The 16,179-nt window shown below is 48.5% G+C and carries 15 protein-coding genes; 8 read left to right on the top strand and 7 right to left on the bottom strand.

What is annotated here, in order from left to right; translation table 11 throughout:
- The first annotated feature begins 354 nt into the window (after positions 1-354).
- Positions 355-1,545: an iron-containing alcohol dehydrogenase gene (locus GA520_RS26385; protein WP_163336386.1), complete on the top strand. Its 1,191-nt coding sequence runs from the start codon at positions 355-357 to the stop codon at positions 1,543-1,545.
- Between the two features lie 127 nt (positions 1,546-1,672).
- On the opposite strand, the gene GA520_RS26380 is transcribed toward GA520_RS26385, so the two are convergent.
- The 4 genes from GA520_RS26380 to GA520_RS26365 all read right to left on the bottom strand — a co-directional run bounded on the left by GA520_RS26380 (position 1,673) and on the right by GA520_RS26365 (position 5,437).
- Positions 1,673-2,293: a CDP-alcohol phosphatidyltransferase family protein gene (locus GA520_RS26380; RefSeq protein WP_163336385.1), complete on the bottom strand. Its 621-nt coding sequence runs from the start codon at positions 2,291-2,293 to the stop codon at positions 1,673-1,675.
- 18 nt (positions 2,294-2,311) lie between these two features.
- Positions 2,312-4,009 carry a TrkA family potassium uptake protein gene (locus tag GA520_RS26375; RefSeq protein WP_163336384.1) on the bottom strand — a complete coding sequence of 566 codons (1,698 nt, stop codon included), beginning with the start codon at positions 4,007-4,009 and terminating at the stop codon, positions 2,312-2,314.
- A gap of 93 nt (positions 4,010-4,102) precedes the next feature.
- The gene (locus GA520_RS26370; RefSeq protein ID WP_163336383.1) at positions 4,103-5,029 is read right to left on the bottom strand and encodes a glycosyltransferase family 9 protein; all 927 of its coding nucleotides are present in this window, start codon (positions 5,027-5,029) and stop codon (positions 4,103-4,105) included.
- A 9-nt stretch (positions 5,030-5,038) separates the two neighbouring features.
- Positions 5,039-5,437, bottom strand: coding sequence for a DUF6165 family protein (locus tag GA520_RS26365; RefSeq protein ID WP_163336382.1), 399 nt, complete (start codon positions 5,435-5,437; stop codon positions 5,039-5,041).
- Between the two features lie 178 nt (positions 5,438-5,615).
- On the opposite strand from GA520_RS26365, the gene GA520_RS26360 reads away from it, so the two are divergent.
- The 4 genes from GA520_RS26360 to GA520_RS26345 all read left to right on the top strand — a co-directional run bounded on the left by GA520_RS26360 (position 5,616) and on the right by GA520_RS26345 (position 8,901).
- Positions 5,616-6,647: a hypothetical protein gene (locus GA520_RS26360; protein WP_163336381.1), complete on the top strand. Its 1,032-nt coding sequence runs from the start codon at positions 5,616-5,618 to the stop codon at positions 6,645-6,647.
- A gap of 290 nt (positions 6,648-6,937) precedes the next feature.
- Positions 6,938-7,516 (top strand): rhodanese-like domain-containing protein, encoded by a 579-nt coding sequence (locus tag GA520_RS26355; RefSeq protein WP_163336380.1) that lies wholly within the window; start codon positions 6,938-6,940, stop codon positions 7,514-7,516.
- A 3-nt stretch (positions 7,517-7,519) separates the two neighbouring features.
- On the top strand, positions 7,520-8,272 hold the full coding sequence (locus GA520_RS26350; RefSeq protein ID WP_163336379.1) for a rhodanese-like domain-containing protein: 753 nt from the start codon (positions 7,520-7,522) through the stop codon (positions 8,270-8,272).
- Between the two features lie 152 nt (positions 8,273-8,424).
- On the top strand, positions 8,425-8,901 hold the full coding sequence (locus GA520_RS26345) for a GtrA family protein (RefSeq protein ID WP_163336378.1): 477 nt from the start codon (positions 8,425-8,427) through the stop codon (positions 8,899-8,901).
- 15 nt (positions 8,902-8,916) lie between these two features.
- Here the strand turns inward: GA520_RS26345 and GA520_RS26340 are convergent, their stop codons facing one another.
- Genes GA520_RS26340 through GA520_RS26330 form a run of 3 tightly spaced genes read right to left on the bottom strand, consistent with a single transcriptional unit; the run spans position 8,917 to position 11,546 of the window.
- The gene (locus GA520_RS26340; protein ID WP_163336377.1) at positions 8,917-9,423 is read right to left on the bottom strand and encodes a DUF2721 domain-containing protein; all 507 of its coding nucleotides are present in this window, start codon (positions 9,421-9,423) and stop codon (positions 8,917-8,919) included.
- A 21-nt stretch (positions 9,424-9,444) separates the two neighbouring features.
- A complete protein-coding gene (locus GA520_RS26335) occupies positions 9,445-10,107 on the bottom strand; it encodes a response regulator (RefSeq protein WP_163336376.1) in 663 nt (220 codons plus the stop codon).
- On the bottom strand, positions 10,104-11,546 hold the full coding sequence (locus GA520_RS26330; RefSeq protein ID WP_163336375.1) for an ATP-binding protein: 1,443 nt from the start codon (positions 11,544-11,546) through the stop codon (positions 10,104-10,106). The genes GA520_RS26335 and GA520_RS26330 overlap by 4 nt, the downstream gene beginning before the upstream one ends.
- Before the next feature lie 179 nt (positions 11,547-11,725).
- Between GA520_RS26330 and GA520_RS26325 the strand changes: the two genes are divergently transcribed.
- The 3 genes from GA520_RS26325 to GA520_RS26315 all read left to right on the top strand — a co-directional run bounded on the left by GA520_RS26325 (position 11,726) and on the right by GA520_RS26315 (position 16,173).
- Positions 11,726-13,564 (top strand): bifunctional serine/threonine-protein kinase/universal stress protein, encoded by a 1,839-nt coding sequence (locus GA520_RS26325; protein ID WP_163336374.1) that lies wholly within the window; start codon positions 11,726-11,728, stop codon positions 13,562-13,564.
- A 151-nt stretch (positions 13,565-13,715) separates the two neighbouring features.
- Positions 13,716-15,299, top strand: a complete 1,584-nt coding sequence (locus tag GA520_RS26320) for a PAS domain S-box protein (RefSeq protein WP_163336373.1) — start codon at positions 13,716-13,718, stop codon at positions 15,297-15,299.
- 112 nt (positions 15,300-15,411) lie between these two features.
- Positions 15,412-16,173, top strand: a complete 762-nt coding sequence (locus GA520_RS26315) for an ABC transporter ATP-binding protein (RefSeq protein ID WP_163336372.1) — start codon at positions 15,412-15,414, stop codon at positions 16,171-16,173.
- Positions 16,174-16,179 lie beyond the last annotated feature (6 nt).

The following is a 16,179-nucleotide window of genomic DNA, read 5'->3' as shown; positions in this document are numbered from 1 at the left end:
GTACGTCAAACTGACGATGTTGTCAACTTTGATTGTTCTTTTTTACGATATGCACACTTATGAAGGTGTCATATTGCCGATATCAGCACGCTGCTGAATATTTTCTTCAATATCTTCCCATAATTACGACCTTGCCCCGGAACACCCACTCATCTATTTATTTTTACGTACTTTGCAAATGACTCGGATGAATTCATCGAAACAATTTGAACGCACCAGGAAATAGACAGGCATTGTGATTAAGGGTGATTGTTGCCAATCTTAACCATTCCTCTTGACAGACAAACTTATCGCCACAACTGTATCGTCCAATATTGAGTCGTTCATCTTTCCATCCCATCAACTTACTATAACATGGAGAACGCAATGAAATTCAACTATTACATCCCCACGCAAATCCTTTTCGGCCCTGGTAAATTAGAAGAACTGGGGGATACTCCTCTGCCGGGAAAAAAAGCCCTGATTGTTATTTCCTCCGGACCGGCCATGAAAAAATTCGGCTACCTGGACAGAGTGATCGAACTGCTGAAGAAACAGGGTGCAGAATCGGTAGTTTTTGACAAAATCCTTCCCAACCCCATCAGGAAACACGTCATGGAAGGTGCAGAAATGGCCAGGAATGAAGGGTGTGATTTTGTCGTCGGTCTCGGCGGCGGCTCCAGTATCGACAGTGCTAAATCCATCGCGGTTATGGCCAGGAATGAAGGAGACTACTGGGATTACATTGGCGGTGGAACCGGCAAGGGACAACCCGTAACCAACGGTGTTCTTCCTATCGTGGCCATCACGACCACTGCCGGAACAGGCACGGAAGCCGACCCCTGGACCGTTGTTACCCATGAAGAGAGAAATGAAAAAATCGGCTTCGGAACCCCGGAAACCTTTCCGGTACTCTCCGTTGTCGACCCGGAGATGATGGTTTCCGTCCCCAGACACCTTACTGCCTATCAGGGATTTGATGCATTCTTTCATGCTGCGGAAGGCTATATCGCCAATATCGCCACCCCTGTCAGCGATATCTATGCCCTGAAATCAATAGAATTACTTAACAACTCCCTGCCGACAGCAGTAGAAAACGGTTCAGATATCGAAGCCCGCACCAATGTGGCTCTTGCCAACACGCTCTCCGGTTTTGTCGAGTCCACCTCTTCCTGCACCTCTGAACATTCACTGGAGCACGCCTTAAGTGCCTACCACCCGGAACTTCCCCATGGGGCCGGACTTATCATCCTCTCAGAAGCATACTTCACCTTCTTTGCCGACAAGGTTCCCGAGCGGTTGACCGCTATGGCTCAGGCCATGGGGAAATCCCTTGACGGGGTTGCCAAGGAAAAGCAGCCCGCTCTCTTTATAGAAGCATTACTTGAATTACAGGAAAAATGCGGTGTACGTGGCATGAAGATGTCCGACTACGGGATCACCAGGGAGGAAATCCCCAAACTGGCCCAGAACGCCTTTGACACCATGGGCTTCTTATTCACTCTTGACCCCTACAAAATGAGCATGGAGGATGCCGTCTCGATCCTGGAAAACGCCTATAAATAGTACCTCTATTCCCCGGCCCGGCATCTGGCGCAAGTCAGGCGCCGGGCTTCAGCCCGGAATAAATGACCGCATGTAAATAGATACAGCTCGCTTTCCTTCTTGCTTGTCGACAGAGACCTGAGTTCCTCTAGGAGTGTTCGTCCGCCCCGATAGTCCGATACCCTCCTATCACCCGGGTTACGGTTGTCATCAAGCAGATGCCTGTAAATATCCAGGCCAGGGCAGGAAAGTGTAAAGGGAAGAGACAAAATGCACTCATAAACAGGATCGTCTCCGTCCCTTCGGCGAGTCCCCCAAGGTAATAAAACCCTTTATGCGGATATTTCATATTCTTCAGGCCCCGTCGCTCAGCCATGATCGCAAAAGAGAGGAAACTGCAACCGGTCCCCATAAATGAGAAAAGCAGAGCCGCTGCCGCCAGACTATTCTGCTCCGGATCAGCCAGGGCAAAAGCAAAAACCACGGCGGAATAGAAGATAAAATCGAGAACGATATCAAGATACCCTCCCGCATCACTGGCCCTGCTTTGCCTCGCCAGAGCACCATCCAAACCATCCGAGCATCTATTCACAAGGATACAAATCAAGCCCACCGCATGCCAGCCGAAGGCGATGGCTGCAGCTCCCAGCATGCCGGTCACAAAACCGGCCACAGTCACCTGGTCTGGACGAATCCCCTTTCTAAGGAGATGTCCGGCACCGGATTCCAGGAAGGGACGAAGCCATTGAGATGTCCAGCGGTCAAGCATGATATTCCATCGTTCAAATCAACCGAACTTTTCAGCAAACCTTTTTTCAGCCTCGGTCGTACCAATGAGGATGAGCTCATCCTCAGCGTGCAGCGGCTCCATCGGATCAGGCCCTACGCGCAGCCCGGCACCTGTTGATTTAATAGCGACCACACTGCAACCCGTCTTGGGCCTGATCCGGCTATCGATAAGTGACTTATCAACAAGTGACGGAGGTATCGGTAAGCTGAAGATGTTCAGCCCCTCGGTAAACATCGACACTTCATCCGTCTTCAACACATTGACAATGGCGTTGGCTCCCATGGAAGCATAGGAAAGCACCAGGTCCGCACCGGCCATGTGTAATTTGGCGACGTTTCTCTCGTTTGTCGACCGGCAAATGAGCTGCACATCAGGGCGCAGCTGTCGACAGTAAAAACTTAAGTAGATGTTCATCGCATCGTTATGGGTTGTGATGATCACTGTCCGGGCCTCATCGATACCTGCTTTTTTCAGCACGTTGAGATCTGCGGCATCACCCAGAATAAACTGCCCGCCTTTCTGCGCCACTGCACTTCTCTTCTCTACTATTTTTACAGGGATACCATACCGTTCCAGTTCTTCAGCAGCCGCCACCCCTACCCGGCCGCCTCCCAGAATCAATACAGGTGAATCCTCGCTGTAACCGGTCTCGGGAATGCCGTACACCTCCTCGAATATTCGGAGCTGTTCACGAGTCCCTGCGAGCAACAACAAGGTGGAGGAGTGTATCATCGTCTCCGGCAGGGGGGGCTCGAAATGTCCCTTTTCCCACAAACCAATAATAGTCGTACCAGACCTCTGCCGTAAATCTGTCCCGGAGATGAGCTTACCGGCAAGAGTCGTTCGCTTGGCCGATATTTCCGCTATGTGCAAGGTGTCAAATCTGCTGATAGTGGTGGCGGCACTTCCCTGCCCCTGCACCCTTTCAGCCAGCGACTGACCAAGCATTTTCATAAACTGGAACACTTCCGTGTTTCCCGGATAATTCAGGATATCGAGTGAGTGTTCATTGTCCGCAGAAGATACGATCATCACCTCCTGAGCAATCTCCCGTATGGTAAAAGCGATATTTGTGTTCATCAGGTCACCATTAGTCGCCACCACCATTGCCGCATCCTGAACACGTAAACGCTCATAGGTTTCAGGATCGTCTGGTTCCCCTATCACCACGTTATACCCGGCGTCGTGCAGTTCGCCTCCCTGCGCCTGATCCCCTGCCACCACCACATAATCGTAATTCCTTCGCTCCAGCTTCTCAACCAGTTTGGTAGTGATCGGATCAAGGTTGGTTATAATAACATGCCCCGCGGTTCCTTCAGGCACACCCTTTGGTGCCCGGCTCCTTTCCTGAGCCTCAAGCCACGGGATCCAGAAAAACTGGATAAAGGTAAAAGGCAACATAATCAACAGGAACACCACTCCGGTCAACAAGACAAAAATGGTAAAGATAAGACCTAGATCGGTATGGAACGTTATATCACCAAAACCGAGGGTCGACATAACCGTCAAGGCCCAGTAAAAACCAGTGATCCAGCTGTACTGGCGCCCCTCATACTCCATAAGCATGTGAAAGAGAACAGAATATATGGCTATCAAACTCGCCAGAAACATAAAAAACTTGAGTAGCAGCCGGAAATTCCGCTTGGCACTTGTGCTCTGGGTAAAAAGAGTAAGCTGGGAGGATAAAAATTTCATACAGATCGTTGTTAGGAGTTGTCCTTTAACATTCCAGTCAAAGTTTTGTCTTGGCCACAGAGGAGTACTTATACACCTGTTTATCTCTTACAGTTAACTGACATCCTGCAACACCGTCTGCACTACTTTATCGACAGGAATCGAGCTGATGTCGTTATCTTCCAGCCATTTGAACCGGCTGTGTTGAATACCGGTATGCAGGGGATCTGAGTGTGAACCGAACAGAGCCAGTCCATCACATCGCAGATGCGCGCCAATATGTGTCGGACCGGTATCATTGCCGACAATATAACGTGCCTCCTTAAGGACACCGGCCAGCTCGAAATAATCAAGCCAACGACCGCCTGACAGCAACATATCACCTGTTATTTCACGACACAATTCAATTTCATCCGGCCCGGGAACCGTCACCACCCTCAACCCCTCATCACACAAACGGCTGGCAAGCTCCCTGTAATACGGCCATCTCTTATAGGGGTGTTTCTTTGAACACCCTGGAATAAGTACAATAAAATCCCCGGCAAGCCCATATTGCCGTAAAAAACCGGACATCTCCTCAGCCATCCAGGTTACATCGCTCACCAATGTATGTACAGCTTCCAACCCTGCCTTTTCAAAAGAAATCCTGAAATGATCTGCGGCACACCTGTCATCCGGGCGCCTGCAATAATGGGTACAACCTCTTACCCCACCCAACCAGGGTGTTCCCTTCAGGAGAAATCGTGCGTAAAAATCGGTTCGGCTGACCTGTTGCAGATCGTAGACCATATTGAATTCATGCCCGCGCAGGATCCTGCGCAAAGCCAGCATCCTGTCAATCCGGAACCGTGAATGACGAGGATCGATAACGACCTGGTCGATCCAGGGACAGCGCTCAAACAGCTTACGGTAAGGCGGGGTCGTCATCACCGTTATTTTGCTGTCAGGATGCGCCAGACGTATATCATGAACCGCCCCTTCGGCCTGGACGATATCTCCTAACGCCCCAAGCTTTATAATCAGGATATGATCATCCGTCATGCGACCTGCCTACTCATTATCATCATATGGTTCGTATGATTTTTCTTCCACAAGATCCGACCCAAGCAGCATGTTTATGCTGTATTTCAAAGCGGCCCGCCTATCATTTGTTTTGTAGACCGAGCGGGCAAGTCCTACAAACCTGGGACCGAAATCACGATCCTTTTCACATATTCGAATATCGTCTTCGATATCCCAGAGCGCTTCATTGACTTCCTTTAAACCCTTTTCAAGCTCAGCAAGTTCATCACTTTCGGTAACAGCACCGTAACGCAATTCGTCTAGACGCTCCAGCTCGTGAATCACATTGGCCCGTTTTACATTATCAGTTATCCGTTCACTCTTAATTCTCAGAATTGCTATCTTATCAAGCAATTCTCCCCAACTCACAGGCACCAGCAGAGCCATCTTTACCCCATATATAATATCAGTTACTGATCGGTTGCCACAATCTGACAGTTTTGCATGAACTGGGCATTATCGTCAAAGCAAACAGGAAAGTCAACTCCCAGCCTGGTTTGTCTTGTATACTGTCGCCCCTGCATTATTATCTTCTGAAGGGCATCCTCTAAGGGATTAGAAATTTATGACAGGACGTACCATGTACCTTGCTTCCATCCGACATGGAGAATCAACCTTTTACCAGATTCGGCGATCGTGCCGGCATCCTCACTCTGACAGCTATTATCCGCAGTTAGTGTTTGATCTCGGTCCACATCCTAAAAAGTATTTTGAACTTTTCAACCAGGAAATCCCCCTCTTTGACACCACTCTGCTGGAGGCAATTGAAGAACACTGCCCCGACAGTTCCGAAATCATCCTCGAAAAACTGCTATGGGATTTCCTGCCCGGTCAGACCCGCGATATACTTTCACGCTTTTCCAGAAAAACGTATAATCGCCCTCGCCCCCTTAACGAGTCAGAACGTGAGGAAATTGCCCGAACTGTCCATATTTTCGACCGACGACGCCTTTACTATCTCTATTATGGAGCTATCGACCAGACCCGGCTCTACCGCATGCACGAAAAACTGTGCAGACCATTGCTGCATAAATCGCGAGACGAGCGGGAGTTTTATTTTCGAAATCTTGAGCGGCAGATCTCTCCCGGCGAGTACCACAACTACCTGTATGCCGCCTTCAACCTGCAGCGCTACTTCGATGTCAGTTACGCAGCCTTTCTGCCCGAGGCGCTCTCATTTGACGAGATCAGCGAACTGATGGCAGAAGCGATATGCCAACTTAACGAGGATACGGCCTTCTGGCTTGGTGAGGAGCTCCACGACTTGTTGCATCAACACTTGCAGCGCTACCTCTTTATGTTCTTTGATTTCAGCCCGCAACAGCGCCTTATTGAAAATGAATTTGTACGTAATTTTATTAATAGTCACCGAAAATTTCGCTGGCCCGAAAGACAACCGGACGTCACCGATGAAAAAGTCATTTCCCTCTTTTCCCTGCCTTATGCACAATTAAAGAAAATGGAGAAACAGGAGTTGACCCGATTATACCGGCAGAAGGCGATGCAGCTTCACCCCGATCAGGGCGGAGATCAGGAGCTTTTCGTCCAGCTGACCGAAATCTACAGGCTGCTCATGGCTGGAAAAAAGCAGCAATAACCACACTGTGGCACCTCAACCAGTGCATTCATTCTACCCACTATTATTTCCGAATAATCTTTCCCAATTATTCCAACTATTAAAGTAAAAAACTATTTTATTTAATTCTATTTCAGTATTTAATGCATATAGTGAAATCGTTTATTTAGCGTGTCTCCAGCGATTTTACCGAATGTGATACGGATACGGACATTGGCCATCTCAAGCCAACGATTGCCACATTTCTCATCCTTTCATGCGGGACACCGACAAGACCCAAGGGAACCAATAACCTAACTGAGGAGGTAGCAATGAGTAGACAGCCTTTTGTCAAATTCATCCCACTGGCTGTAATGGTCGCATTTCTCTCGTACGGTTGTGCGAAAGAGACACCAAAACAGCCGACAGCAGCAAAACCAGTTGCAGCGCAGGAACTGAAAAAAGAGGCTACTGTCTATAAAGGCAAGATAGTCGGTAAGTCTAACAAGGCAAAGACCATCTCTATCTCTGTCGGTAAAGGCGATAAGGCCAAGACCAAAATGGTCAAATTTGACGACAACACCAAAGGTGTCGAATACGCCAAAAAAGAGGCCGCTGCCATTATCAACTGGGAGCAACGGGGCACCGACCAATACGCCACCGTCATAAAACCAAAACTTGCCAAGTTGCCCAAAGGGGTAACGGAAATAAAAACAGACGAACTTTTCAACCTGCTTGAGAGTGGCACCGCCCTCACCCTTATCGATGCACGACCGGATTCAAGGTACCATCAAGCCCACATCCCCGGAGCCTTAAACGTGCCGGTTCCGAAACTAAAAAAAATGAAAGCGGCGGTCTTACCGGAGGACAAGGATAAACTCCTGATCTTCTACTGCGGAGGCCCCACCTGAGGCATGTCCACCGCAAACGCCGGTCTGGCGAAAAAATTTGGATATAAGAATGTACGTGTATTCCTCGATGGAGAGCCTTCATGGACTGCAGCAGGGCACCCCGTGTATGCCTCCAACAAATTTGTTGAAACAGGAAATATCGTCCTGCTTGACCTCAGACAAGACGGAAGCCCTGTTGACGGCAGGATTCCACGAGCTGTAAACGTCCCTTACGAAAAACTGGAAACCCGTCTCAATGACATCCCGCGTAATGCTCCGGTGGTCCTGTATGGGGCCGATGACGAAGCAGTCATGGATGCCCTCGACGATCTTCGTGAAGACGGATACAAAAAAGTCTCTTTAGTCAAAGGAAACTATAAAGGCTGGGTACAGTCTGGAGGAAAGACAGAATCCGGGCCAATCTTCTCTGACGAAATCAGCTGGGTTCGCAAACTGGGCAAAGGTGAAGTCTCCGTTGCCGAGTTCAGGAAGGCAACCAACGGCGAACTACCCGACACCTTTGTTATCGACGCGCGTACACCTGAAGAGATTGCAGAGAACGGCATATTCAAAAACACGGTGAATATCCCTCTCGACATGGTGCCCAAGAGTCTTGACAGAATTCCAAAGGATAAGCGGGTTTTCATTCATTGCTCCACCGGGGCACGAGCCGACCTCGCGTACCAGGAGCTCATAAATCATGGTTATAACGTGAAATTCCTTCTGCTGGACATCACCGATCCAGCCTGCGACTGCGAAATTATCCGGCCTGAATAAAGCACAATGAAATCATCGTAATGCAAAAGCCTGAACGATTCCCGTTCAGGCTTTTTTTATGAATAATACTCCTGGCACTCAGCCACCGTTTCTGGTATCTCTCACACCAAATCTGAAACTCCCTTCAGGGTACCTTTTATTGTTGAGATATCATGGAACAACTTTTACATAACGAAAATTTCATCCAGTTTATCAAATACGCCCTGGCCGGTGGTCTTGCGACAGCCAGCCATATCCTCTTTTTTCACCTGACCGCCTGGAAAATTTTTCCCGCGCTCCAGCCAAAAGACCATCTGGTGCGGCTGTTCAAACTCGACATACGAGACATCAACGACTACCAGCGGGCACGCAACTCGATGCTGAGTAATTTTACAGCTTTTATATTTGCGAACATGGTAGCCTATATTACCAATATTCTCTGGGTTTTTGAATCAGGACGTCATCATATCATCATCGAGATCCTGCTCTTCTACGCTGTCTCAGGCATAAGCATGGCTATCGGTACCAGCCTTATGGGTATCCTGATCAAGCGATTCGGCATCCTCACCACTTACGCCTTCGGCACCAACATTGTCACAGCGGTGATGATCAATTATGCGGTTCGGAAATTCTTTATTTTCCAGGGCTAACAAACAGCGGCACCCTTATATTTTCCCGGTGTTGAGTCTTTTGATGCGGTCCTGCAGGATACCGACAACCAACCGTGTCTCATAGAACAGCAGGACCGATCCTACCACCAGACCACTGACAGCAAAGAATACCGAAGCAATTGCCGACAAGGAGAGCAGGCGGTCAAACGCGTGATATCCCATACTGACCAGCCCTGCTCCGAAAAGAGACACAAAAACCGCAAAGGCAAAAGCGCCAAGCGAGAAATAGAAAGAACGTGTGGCCCGCAACAGAAGCACCGCCCGGTTTTCGGTAATGAGCAGTTCGGTGTGTAAACGTTCATACTCGGTATTACTCTCCCTTATGGCCTCCTCTATCTGACGAGAGAGTTCACGGGCACGATCAATCGCCCGGGCAAACCGGTTCGAGGTACTCAGTACCATCAATGCTGAGGCATTCGTCAGTATTGCCGGGGCAACAATAAAGGTGAGTACAACAAAGGGATTCGATTCTATCTGTGCCGCTCCAGCTATCATGTCCATGCATCCGCTCTAATGTTATAACTATTCTTGATATTTATACCCGGCACTGTAAACGGAATGAATAAGCTCAAATTCACATATCCGGGAAATTTTCTTCCGTAATTTTTTCACATGGCTGTCAACCGTCCGATCACTGACCATACGCTGGTCCCGATAGATCTGTTCTATCAGCTGCGCCCGCGAAAAGACCCTGCCCGGATGGTTTGCCAGTATCGACAAAAGCTCAAATTCGACGACCGTGCAATCGATTTCCACACCATTTATTGCCGCCCGCAATTTGTCAGGATCGAGCCGTAACAGTTTTTCTTCCTGCCCCTGGGGACCCGTCCGCCTCAGAACAGCTTTTACCCTGGCCACGACCTCCCGCGGACTAAAGGGTTTACAAATATAATCATCGGCCCCGATATCAAGTCCGTTAAGTCGGTCCCGCTCTTCCACCCGTGCTGTAACCATAATGACCGGCACCTGGGAAAACGTCCTGATCCCGTGGCATATATCAACCCCATCCTTTCCAGGCAGCATCAGGTCCAGCAGCACCAGGTCCGGTGTCTGCAGCCGGACATATTCCTCCACACCTGTCCCTTCATACAGGCACGATGTCCTGAAGCCGGCCTGTTCAAGGTATGCGGACAACAGTTCCGACAGCTCCTGCGAATCTTCAACAATGAGGATATGTGTGCTCATACCTGTTCCGAAACGGGTAAGATAACTTTTATTTGCAGTCCACCAAGCGGTGATGGATGCGCCTCGATCTTACCTCCATGCGCCGTAACAATATTCCGGCAGATGGAAAGCCCGAGCCCGGCACCACCAAGGTCCCGGCTTCTGGAACCCTCCACCCTGTACAACCTGTTGAATAGTTTTTTCATACTCTCTGCGGGAACCGATGGGGAACTATCTTCAATATTGTATGTAACCTTCTCATGATCCGATTCGACTGTAACCCTGATCACACCACCCTGATCTGTATAGCGTATAGAGTTGGAAAGCAGGTTTGTAAAGAGTTGTTTTAATCGCTCGTTATCAGCAAACAGTGTGATATGCCCTTCCACCTTGATCGATATTTCAAGAGCGAGCTTTTTCGCCTCCCGTTCATTTCCCAGCGAGTCAAGGGCCTGTTCCAATGCCCAGCACGGCTCTACTTCGACACGATAATACGACATTGCCCCCTGGTCGGACAAAGAAAGCTGGTAGAGATCATCCACCAACCGTCCAAGATGGGTTACCTCCCTGTGCAGAGTTCCCAGCATTTCCTGATCCGGACAGAAAACTCCATCCTGCAACGCTTCGATCTTCCCCTGCAATATAGAAAGCGGCGTCCTCAACTCATGGGAGATGTCAGCAAACCAGCTGCTCCTCGATTTCCTGTTTTTCTCCAGTATCTCAGCAAGTTTGTTAAAATCATGAGAAAGCTGGCCAAGCTCATCACCTGATTCCACCCGGATTCTTGTTTCATACCGCCCCGACGCAAGAGCCCTGGTACCGGCAGCAAGCTGCCTGATGGGTCTGGTCATGCGATGAGAAAAAGGCAGAGATAAACCGGCTGCCAACAGAAAACCCGCCACCGCAACCAGTACCAGCACGCCCTTGTGCTTCCGGGCAAATAGCAGCTGGTGGCTTTCCGACAGATTCCTGACAAAGTGGACTCCCAGGGTACCCACCACCCTATTCTGGTAGTACATATCGATCCGCTCAGTATGTTCGGGCTCAGGATCATAGCCAACAACTATCTCTTTGTGTTCATCAAGCAGAAAGATCCTTAAAAAAAATGGCAATCGCTCGCCACTTGGCAATGGACCTGATGGCAAGGTAAATGAATCCTGATTAAAATCTTGTATTTTCTTCTGCAGGCGTTCTTTTCGTCTTCCCTCCGGATAACTGGCGATTATCACCCGAAAGATCCGTACCGGATCAACCTGCAACCCCTGCCACCCCTTCTCCCTGGCGTAATATTCCTCCAGACCATCGGCCATTCTCTCTAGCTGTTCATGCTCAACCATGCTGACGTAGTTGAGGAAACCGCGATCAAAACTCCATTGCATGACCAGCGCCATATAGACAACAACAGCCAGGATCGCCGCCAGGAAGGCACCAAAAAGTTTATAGTGAAGTGATATTTTCATGCTTCCTGCTTATAGGCTCCTGATAAAATATAATATTTTTCGATGCAACAATTTTTCAAGGCACCCTTTAAACGATTCATTTCTGAAAAGTATACATCAACGCCACTGGAATAGGGACGCGACATATTGTATCATACACAAAAGTGTGCAAATTCAACACCATGTATCAAGAATAATAAATGATGAGAAGCTGGGACATTCATCCAGGCTATGACAACATGAAACAGCTGCAACCGGGAGACATACTCGACAACTTCCAGATAGTTCAACATGTGCGATCTGGTGGTGTGGCAAACATTTATATTGCAAAAGATGTTGTGTATCAGGACGTTGTGGTGCTGAAAGTTCCGCGTGAAGATATCCTTTCCCAACCTTCGCTACTCTACCACCACCAGAACGAAACAAACATTTCCCACCACCTTGATCACCCTTTCATCGTCAGGTATCTCAATCGCCTCCAAACCCATTCCTACCTGATCCTTGAATATATCGAGGGAATAACCCTGCGGCAGAGAATAGACGAACAAGGGACTGTCTCACTTATAGAGACACTTCAGCTATGTCAACAAGTGGCGGACGCTCTGCACTACCTCCACAGCCACAGGATTATACATCTGGATTTGAAACCGGAGAACATCCTGATAACCAGAAACAACAATATTAGAATTATCGATTTTGGCATTGCCCGGCAAATCGGCACAGAGGATTTACTGAGCAAGGATTTCAAGGAACCCGAGGGGAGCGCATACTATATTTCGCCGGAACAACTGTGCGGCAATCGATCCTGCTACCAGAGCGATATATACAGTTTGGGCGTTGTTGTATACGAGATGCTGACCGGCAATCTCCCCTACCCAAAGTCAACAGATCTCAATGAACTGAAACAACGGCTTATAAAGCCACCTGTACCCCCGCGCCACCATAACCACGATATGCCCCCGACAGTCCAGGAGGTAATACTTAAAGCCCTCGCCGCAGATCCCGGTAAACGATACCAAACCGCCATTGAATTTGCCGTGGCTCTTGCCGGTTACCAATCCGTACCGCCCACGGCAGTGGGGAGGCAAACGTCCAGACCCGTTTCACTGCTTTCAATCAAGCAATCATCCCATCATCTTGACACTATAAATAATACCCCGTTTATGCTCCCCCCTCCTCAGCATAAAAAATGTATTCTCGGTTGTATTGCCAACAGCGACAATTTTCAACTGATAATTGAACACCTGAAACACGAAGCCCTTATTAACGGTGCAGAAATAACCCTCCTCCATGTACTTGAAGAAGACTCATCCGATCATGTCACCCGCGCCAGGAAACGGACACAGGATAATTTGAATAAACGACTCGAAGAAGCCATTGCAACGTTCAACAGGTACGAGCTCTATCCCGTCATAAGACTCAAAACCGGAGACCCCGCCGATGTGATCCTCGATACCGCTCGGGAAATCTCATGTGACCTCATCGTTCTTGGCCCACCCAGGAATCGGAAAATTTTTTCACTGCTGCTCCATGGATCTGTTCTTGAAAAAGTTGCCGGGGCGGGCGTAGCAAATGTGACTGTTGCCAGCACAAAACCAACATCAACACTCCCCCAAAAACCGGATGATACCCCCCTCACCCTTCAGTATGTGAACGAACTCGAAATCTTCCTTTGGGACTCCTGGGTTATTCACCTGAACTCACTTTCAGGTGTTTCTCAGGTATTAACAGGCATTATTGAAAAACCGCAACCACACCCGCTGCCCAGCTGCCCGTTCAGTCTCTTGTTGGATTGGGTACACCACCTGGATGCAGATAAAGAACTTCAACTGAGGCTTGAAAACTGCCACAACGAATTTCATCTGGCGCTTGACCTGATGGCCAGGAACACCCTGGAGGGTCACCATGATATTGTACGAAACATTTATAAATACCGGGCAATACCTCTTAGCATAGAATTCAAGCATCTGCTCATGCAGTTAATAGTAGCGTTGCGGTCAGCTGTTGCCGCGAGTCATATGCCATTTACTGAAGAATAGCTCCGTTACCCGTATGACATTGGCTCAAAAAGCCTTCCTGCCAGCAGGGCCGACATTTACTGTTTATGATGTCTGGCTCATTAGAGTATGATACAATTTGACTGCTCATTCTTACACAACTTCTATGCCTTAAAATGATGCAATACTGAAAATGGCCTTCAAACCCTCCTACAGCGACCTGACCCGCCAGATTGAAAATCTTAATCTTGAATTCAAGAGACTTAAAGCCGCGGAAGCGGTTTTCCATCGCCAGAATGATTCGTTGAAGGCTCTTCACGATACGTCACTCGGCTTACTTGACAGACTTGATAAAGAAGAACTGCTTGAGAATATCCTCGAGCGGGCAGCTTCACTGAACGATACGACTCATGGTTATATCTATCTGCTCACCCCCGGTGAAAAAACGATGACCATGAAAATGGGCATGGGCTTTTTCAAGAGCCAGCTCGGCCGTAAAGTTTCCATTGGTGAAGGGATGGGCGGCCGCGTCTGGCAGGCTGAGAAACCCCTGGTGGTAGACGATTACCAGACATGGGAGGGACGCCTGACAGACAAGATACTTGATCAGCTCCGTTCAATTATGGGCATTCCGCTTAAATCTGAATCCGAGGTTCATGGTGTCATCGGCCTTGCCCATGTTGAGGAGAAGAAAACTTTTGATCCCGAAGACATTGCCACCCTGGAACGATTTGCCGCCCTGGCACTAATAGCCCTTGAGAAAGCTCAACTCTATGCGGATGTCCGTCATGAGCTCGTTGAGAGAAAGAGGACAGAGGCTTTTTGGCGGGAAAGTGAAAACCGCTATCGCACATTCCTGGAATCCTCCCCCGACCCTATTGTCGTTTACGACATGCAGGGCGTTGCAACCTATGTAAACCCGGCCTTTGAACAAACCTTTAAATTATCAAGAGATGAGCTTCTGGGTAAACAGATAGACTTTGTTCCACCAGACAGTATACCTGAAACAAAAGCCGCAATTGAACGTATGTTGAGCGGCCAGAAAATACATCTTTTTGAGACAAAAAGACTCACCAAGGACGGAGAAATACTGGATGTCCAGCTCAGTTCGACACTCTACCAGGATGAGGAAGGCAAACCGCTGGGCAACATCGTCACTATGCGGGATATCAGTGGTCAGAAGCGAATCGAAGATGAACTTGAAAAATACCGCAACCAACTTGAGGAACTGGTGGCAGAACGAACTATCGAGTTGGAAAAGACCAATATCAAACTTGGCCAGGAAATAGAAGATCGTAAGCGGGCAGAAAAAGCCCTCAAGAAGAGGGAAAAGGAGCTCCAGTCCCAATCCAACCATCTTGAAGAAGTCAATACGGCTCTCAGGGTGCTGTTGAAGCAGCGCGAAGATGACAGGAAAGAACTGGGCAGAATTGTCCTCCAAAACGTACAGGAACTGGTAAACCCATACCTGCAACGATTCACCCAGGGCCGCATGGGGACGGAACAAAAGACACTGGCCAAAATCATTGAGACCAATATCAATAACATTGTCTCCCCTTTCATCGATAAACTTTCCTCAGGCCTGGCCCAACTCACCCCTGTTGAGATCCGGGTGGCAAGTCTTGTCAAGGAAGGCAAGACCAACAAGGAAATTGCTGATATTCTTTTGGTTTCTAAAAACACAATTCTCTTTCACCGCCATAACATCAGGCGCAAACTAGGAATAAAGAACAAAAAAATCAACCTCCGGTCGCATCTTATGGCCATGGATAAATAGTAGGTATATGCCACTATTTTACCACTATTTTATAAACTTGATATTGTGTCGTTTTTCAGTATTCTAACAGTAACTCCTGACAAAACTGTACCAAAGAGATTCGGAACACTCTATGACGCAACTCATCGTTTCAGCAGTCACCCTTTCCTTTGGCGGGCTCAACGCCCTGACCCGGGTCAATATCAATATTGAACCCGGTCTCATCACCTCTATCATCGGCCCGAATGGTGCGGGTAAAACCAGTATACTCAACTGTATATCCGGTTTTTACCACCCCACCGAAGGAAAGATACACTACGGCAACAAGGAACTAACCAACGCCTCTCCCCACCAGGTTTCAAATCTGGGTGTTGCCCGCGCCTTCCAGAACCTCGAGCTGTTTAGCGGTCTCTCAGTTCTCGATAACCTTTTACTGGCCCGCCACCAGAAACTGACATACTCATTTTTCCATGCACTTGTATTTTGGGGTAAAGCCTCAAGGGTTGAAGCTGAAAACCGGTCCTATGTGGAAAAGGTTATCGACTTTATGGAACTGGAACCTTACAGAAAACAGATGGTTGGCAACTTAAGTTACGGTGTTCAGAAACGGGTAGAGGTCGCCCGGGCACTCACTCTTGCCCCCAAACTACTGCTGCTCGATGAGCCCATGGCAGGCATGAATATAGAGGAAAAAGAGGATATCGTCCGCTTCATCCTTGACCTGAAGAAGGAATGGGACATTACCGTAGTACTGGTGGAACACGACCTTGGTGTGGTGATGGATATCTCGGACCAGATATACGTACTCGACTTCGGGCAACTTATCGGTTCCGGCACTCCCAGAGAGGTAGCATCGAACCCGAAAGTGATCGAAGCCTATATTGGAGAAGAATAGTTTTCC

This window comes from Desulfopila sp. IMCC35008, assembly GCF_010646885.2.
Classification (GTDB): domain Bacteria; phylum Desulfobacterota; class Desulfobulbia; order Desulfobulbales; family Desulfocapsaceae; genus Desulfopila.
The sequence above is the reverse complement of the archived record's forward strand: the minus strand, read 5'-3'. Positions and strand labels throughout refer to the sequence as shown.

Bases quoted from the DNA above. Each gene is read 5' to 3' on its own strand.
- GA520_RS26385 (WP_163336386.1), top strand. From the start codon at position 355: ATGGAGAACGCAATGAAATTCAACTATTACATCCCCACGCAAATCCTT.
- GA520_RS26380 (WP_163336385.1), bottom strand. From the start codon at position 2,293: ATGCTTGACCGCTGGACATCTCAATGGCTTCGTCCCTTCCTGGAATCC.
- GA520_RS26375 (WP_163336384.1), bottom strand. From the start codon at position 4,009: ATGAAATTTTTATCCTCCCAGCTTACTCTTTTTACCCAGAGCACAAGT.
- GA520_RS26370 (WP_163336383.1), bottom strand. From the start codon at position 5,029: ATGACGGATGATCATATCCTGATTATAAAGCTTGGGGCGTTAGGAGAT.
- GA520_RS26365 (WP_163336382.1), bottom strand. From the start codon at position 5,437: ATGGCTCTGCTGGTGCCTGTGAGTTGGGGAGAATTGCTTGATAAGATA.
- GA520_RS26360 (WP_163336381.1), top strand. From the start codon at position 5,616: ATGACAGGACGTACCATGTACCTTGCTTCCATCCGACATGGAGAATCA.
- GA520_RS26355 (WP_163336380.1), top strand. From the start codon at position 6,938: ATGAGTAGACAGCCTTTTGTCAAATTCATCCCACTGGCTGTAATGGTC.
- GA520_RS26350 (WP_163336379.1), top strand. From the start codon at position 7,520: ATGTCCACCGCAAACGCCGGTCTGGCGAAAAAATTTGGATATAAGAAT.
- GA520_RS26345 (WP_163336378.1), top strand. From the start codon at position 8,425: ATGGAACAACTTTTACATAACGAAAATTTCATCCAGTTTATCAAATAC.
- GA520_RS26340 (WP_163336377.1), bottom strand. From the start codon at position 9,423: ATGGACATGATAGCTGGAGCGGCACAGATAGAATCGAATCCCTTTGTT.
- GA520_RS26335 (WP_163336376.1), bottom strand. From the start codon at position 10,107: ATGAGCACACATATCCTCATTGTTGAAGATTCGCAGGAGCTGTCGGAA.
- GA520_RS26330 (WP_163336375.1), bottom strand. From the start codon at position 11,546: ATGAAAATATCACTTCACTATAAACTTTTTGGTGCCTTCCTGGCGGCG.
- GA520_RS26325 (WP_163336374.1), top strand. From the start codon at position 11,726: ATGATGAGAAGCTGGGACATTCATCCAGGCTATGACAACATGAAACAG.
- GA520_RS26320 (WP_163336373.1), top strand. From the start codon at position 13,716: ATGGCCTTCAAACCCTCCTACAGCGACCTGACCCGCCAGATTGAAAAT.
- GA520_RS26315 (WP_163336372.1), top strand. From the start codon at position 15,412: ATGACGCAACTCATCGTTTCAGCAGTCACCCTTTCCTTTGGCGGGCTC.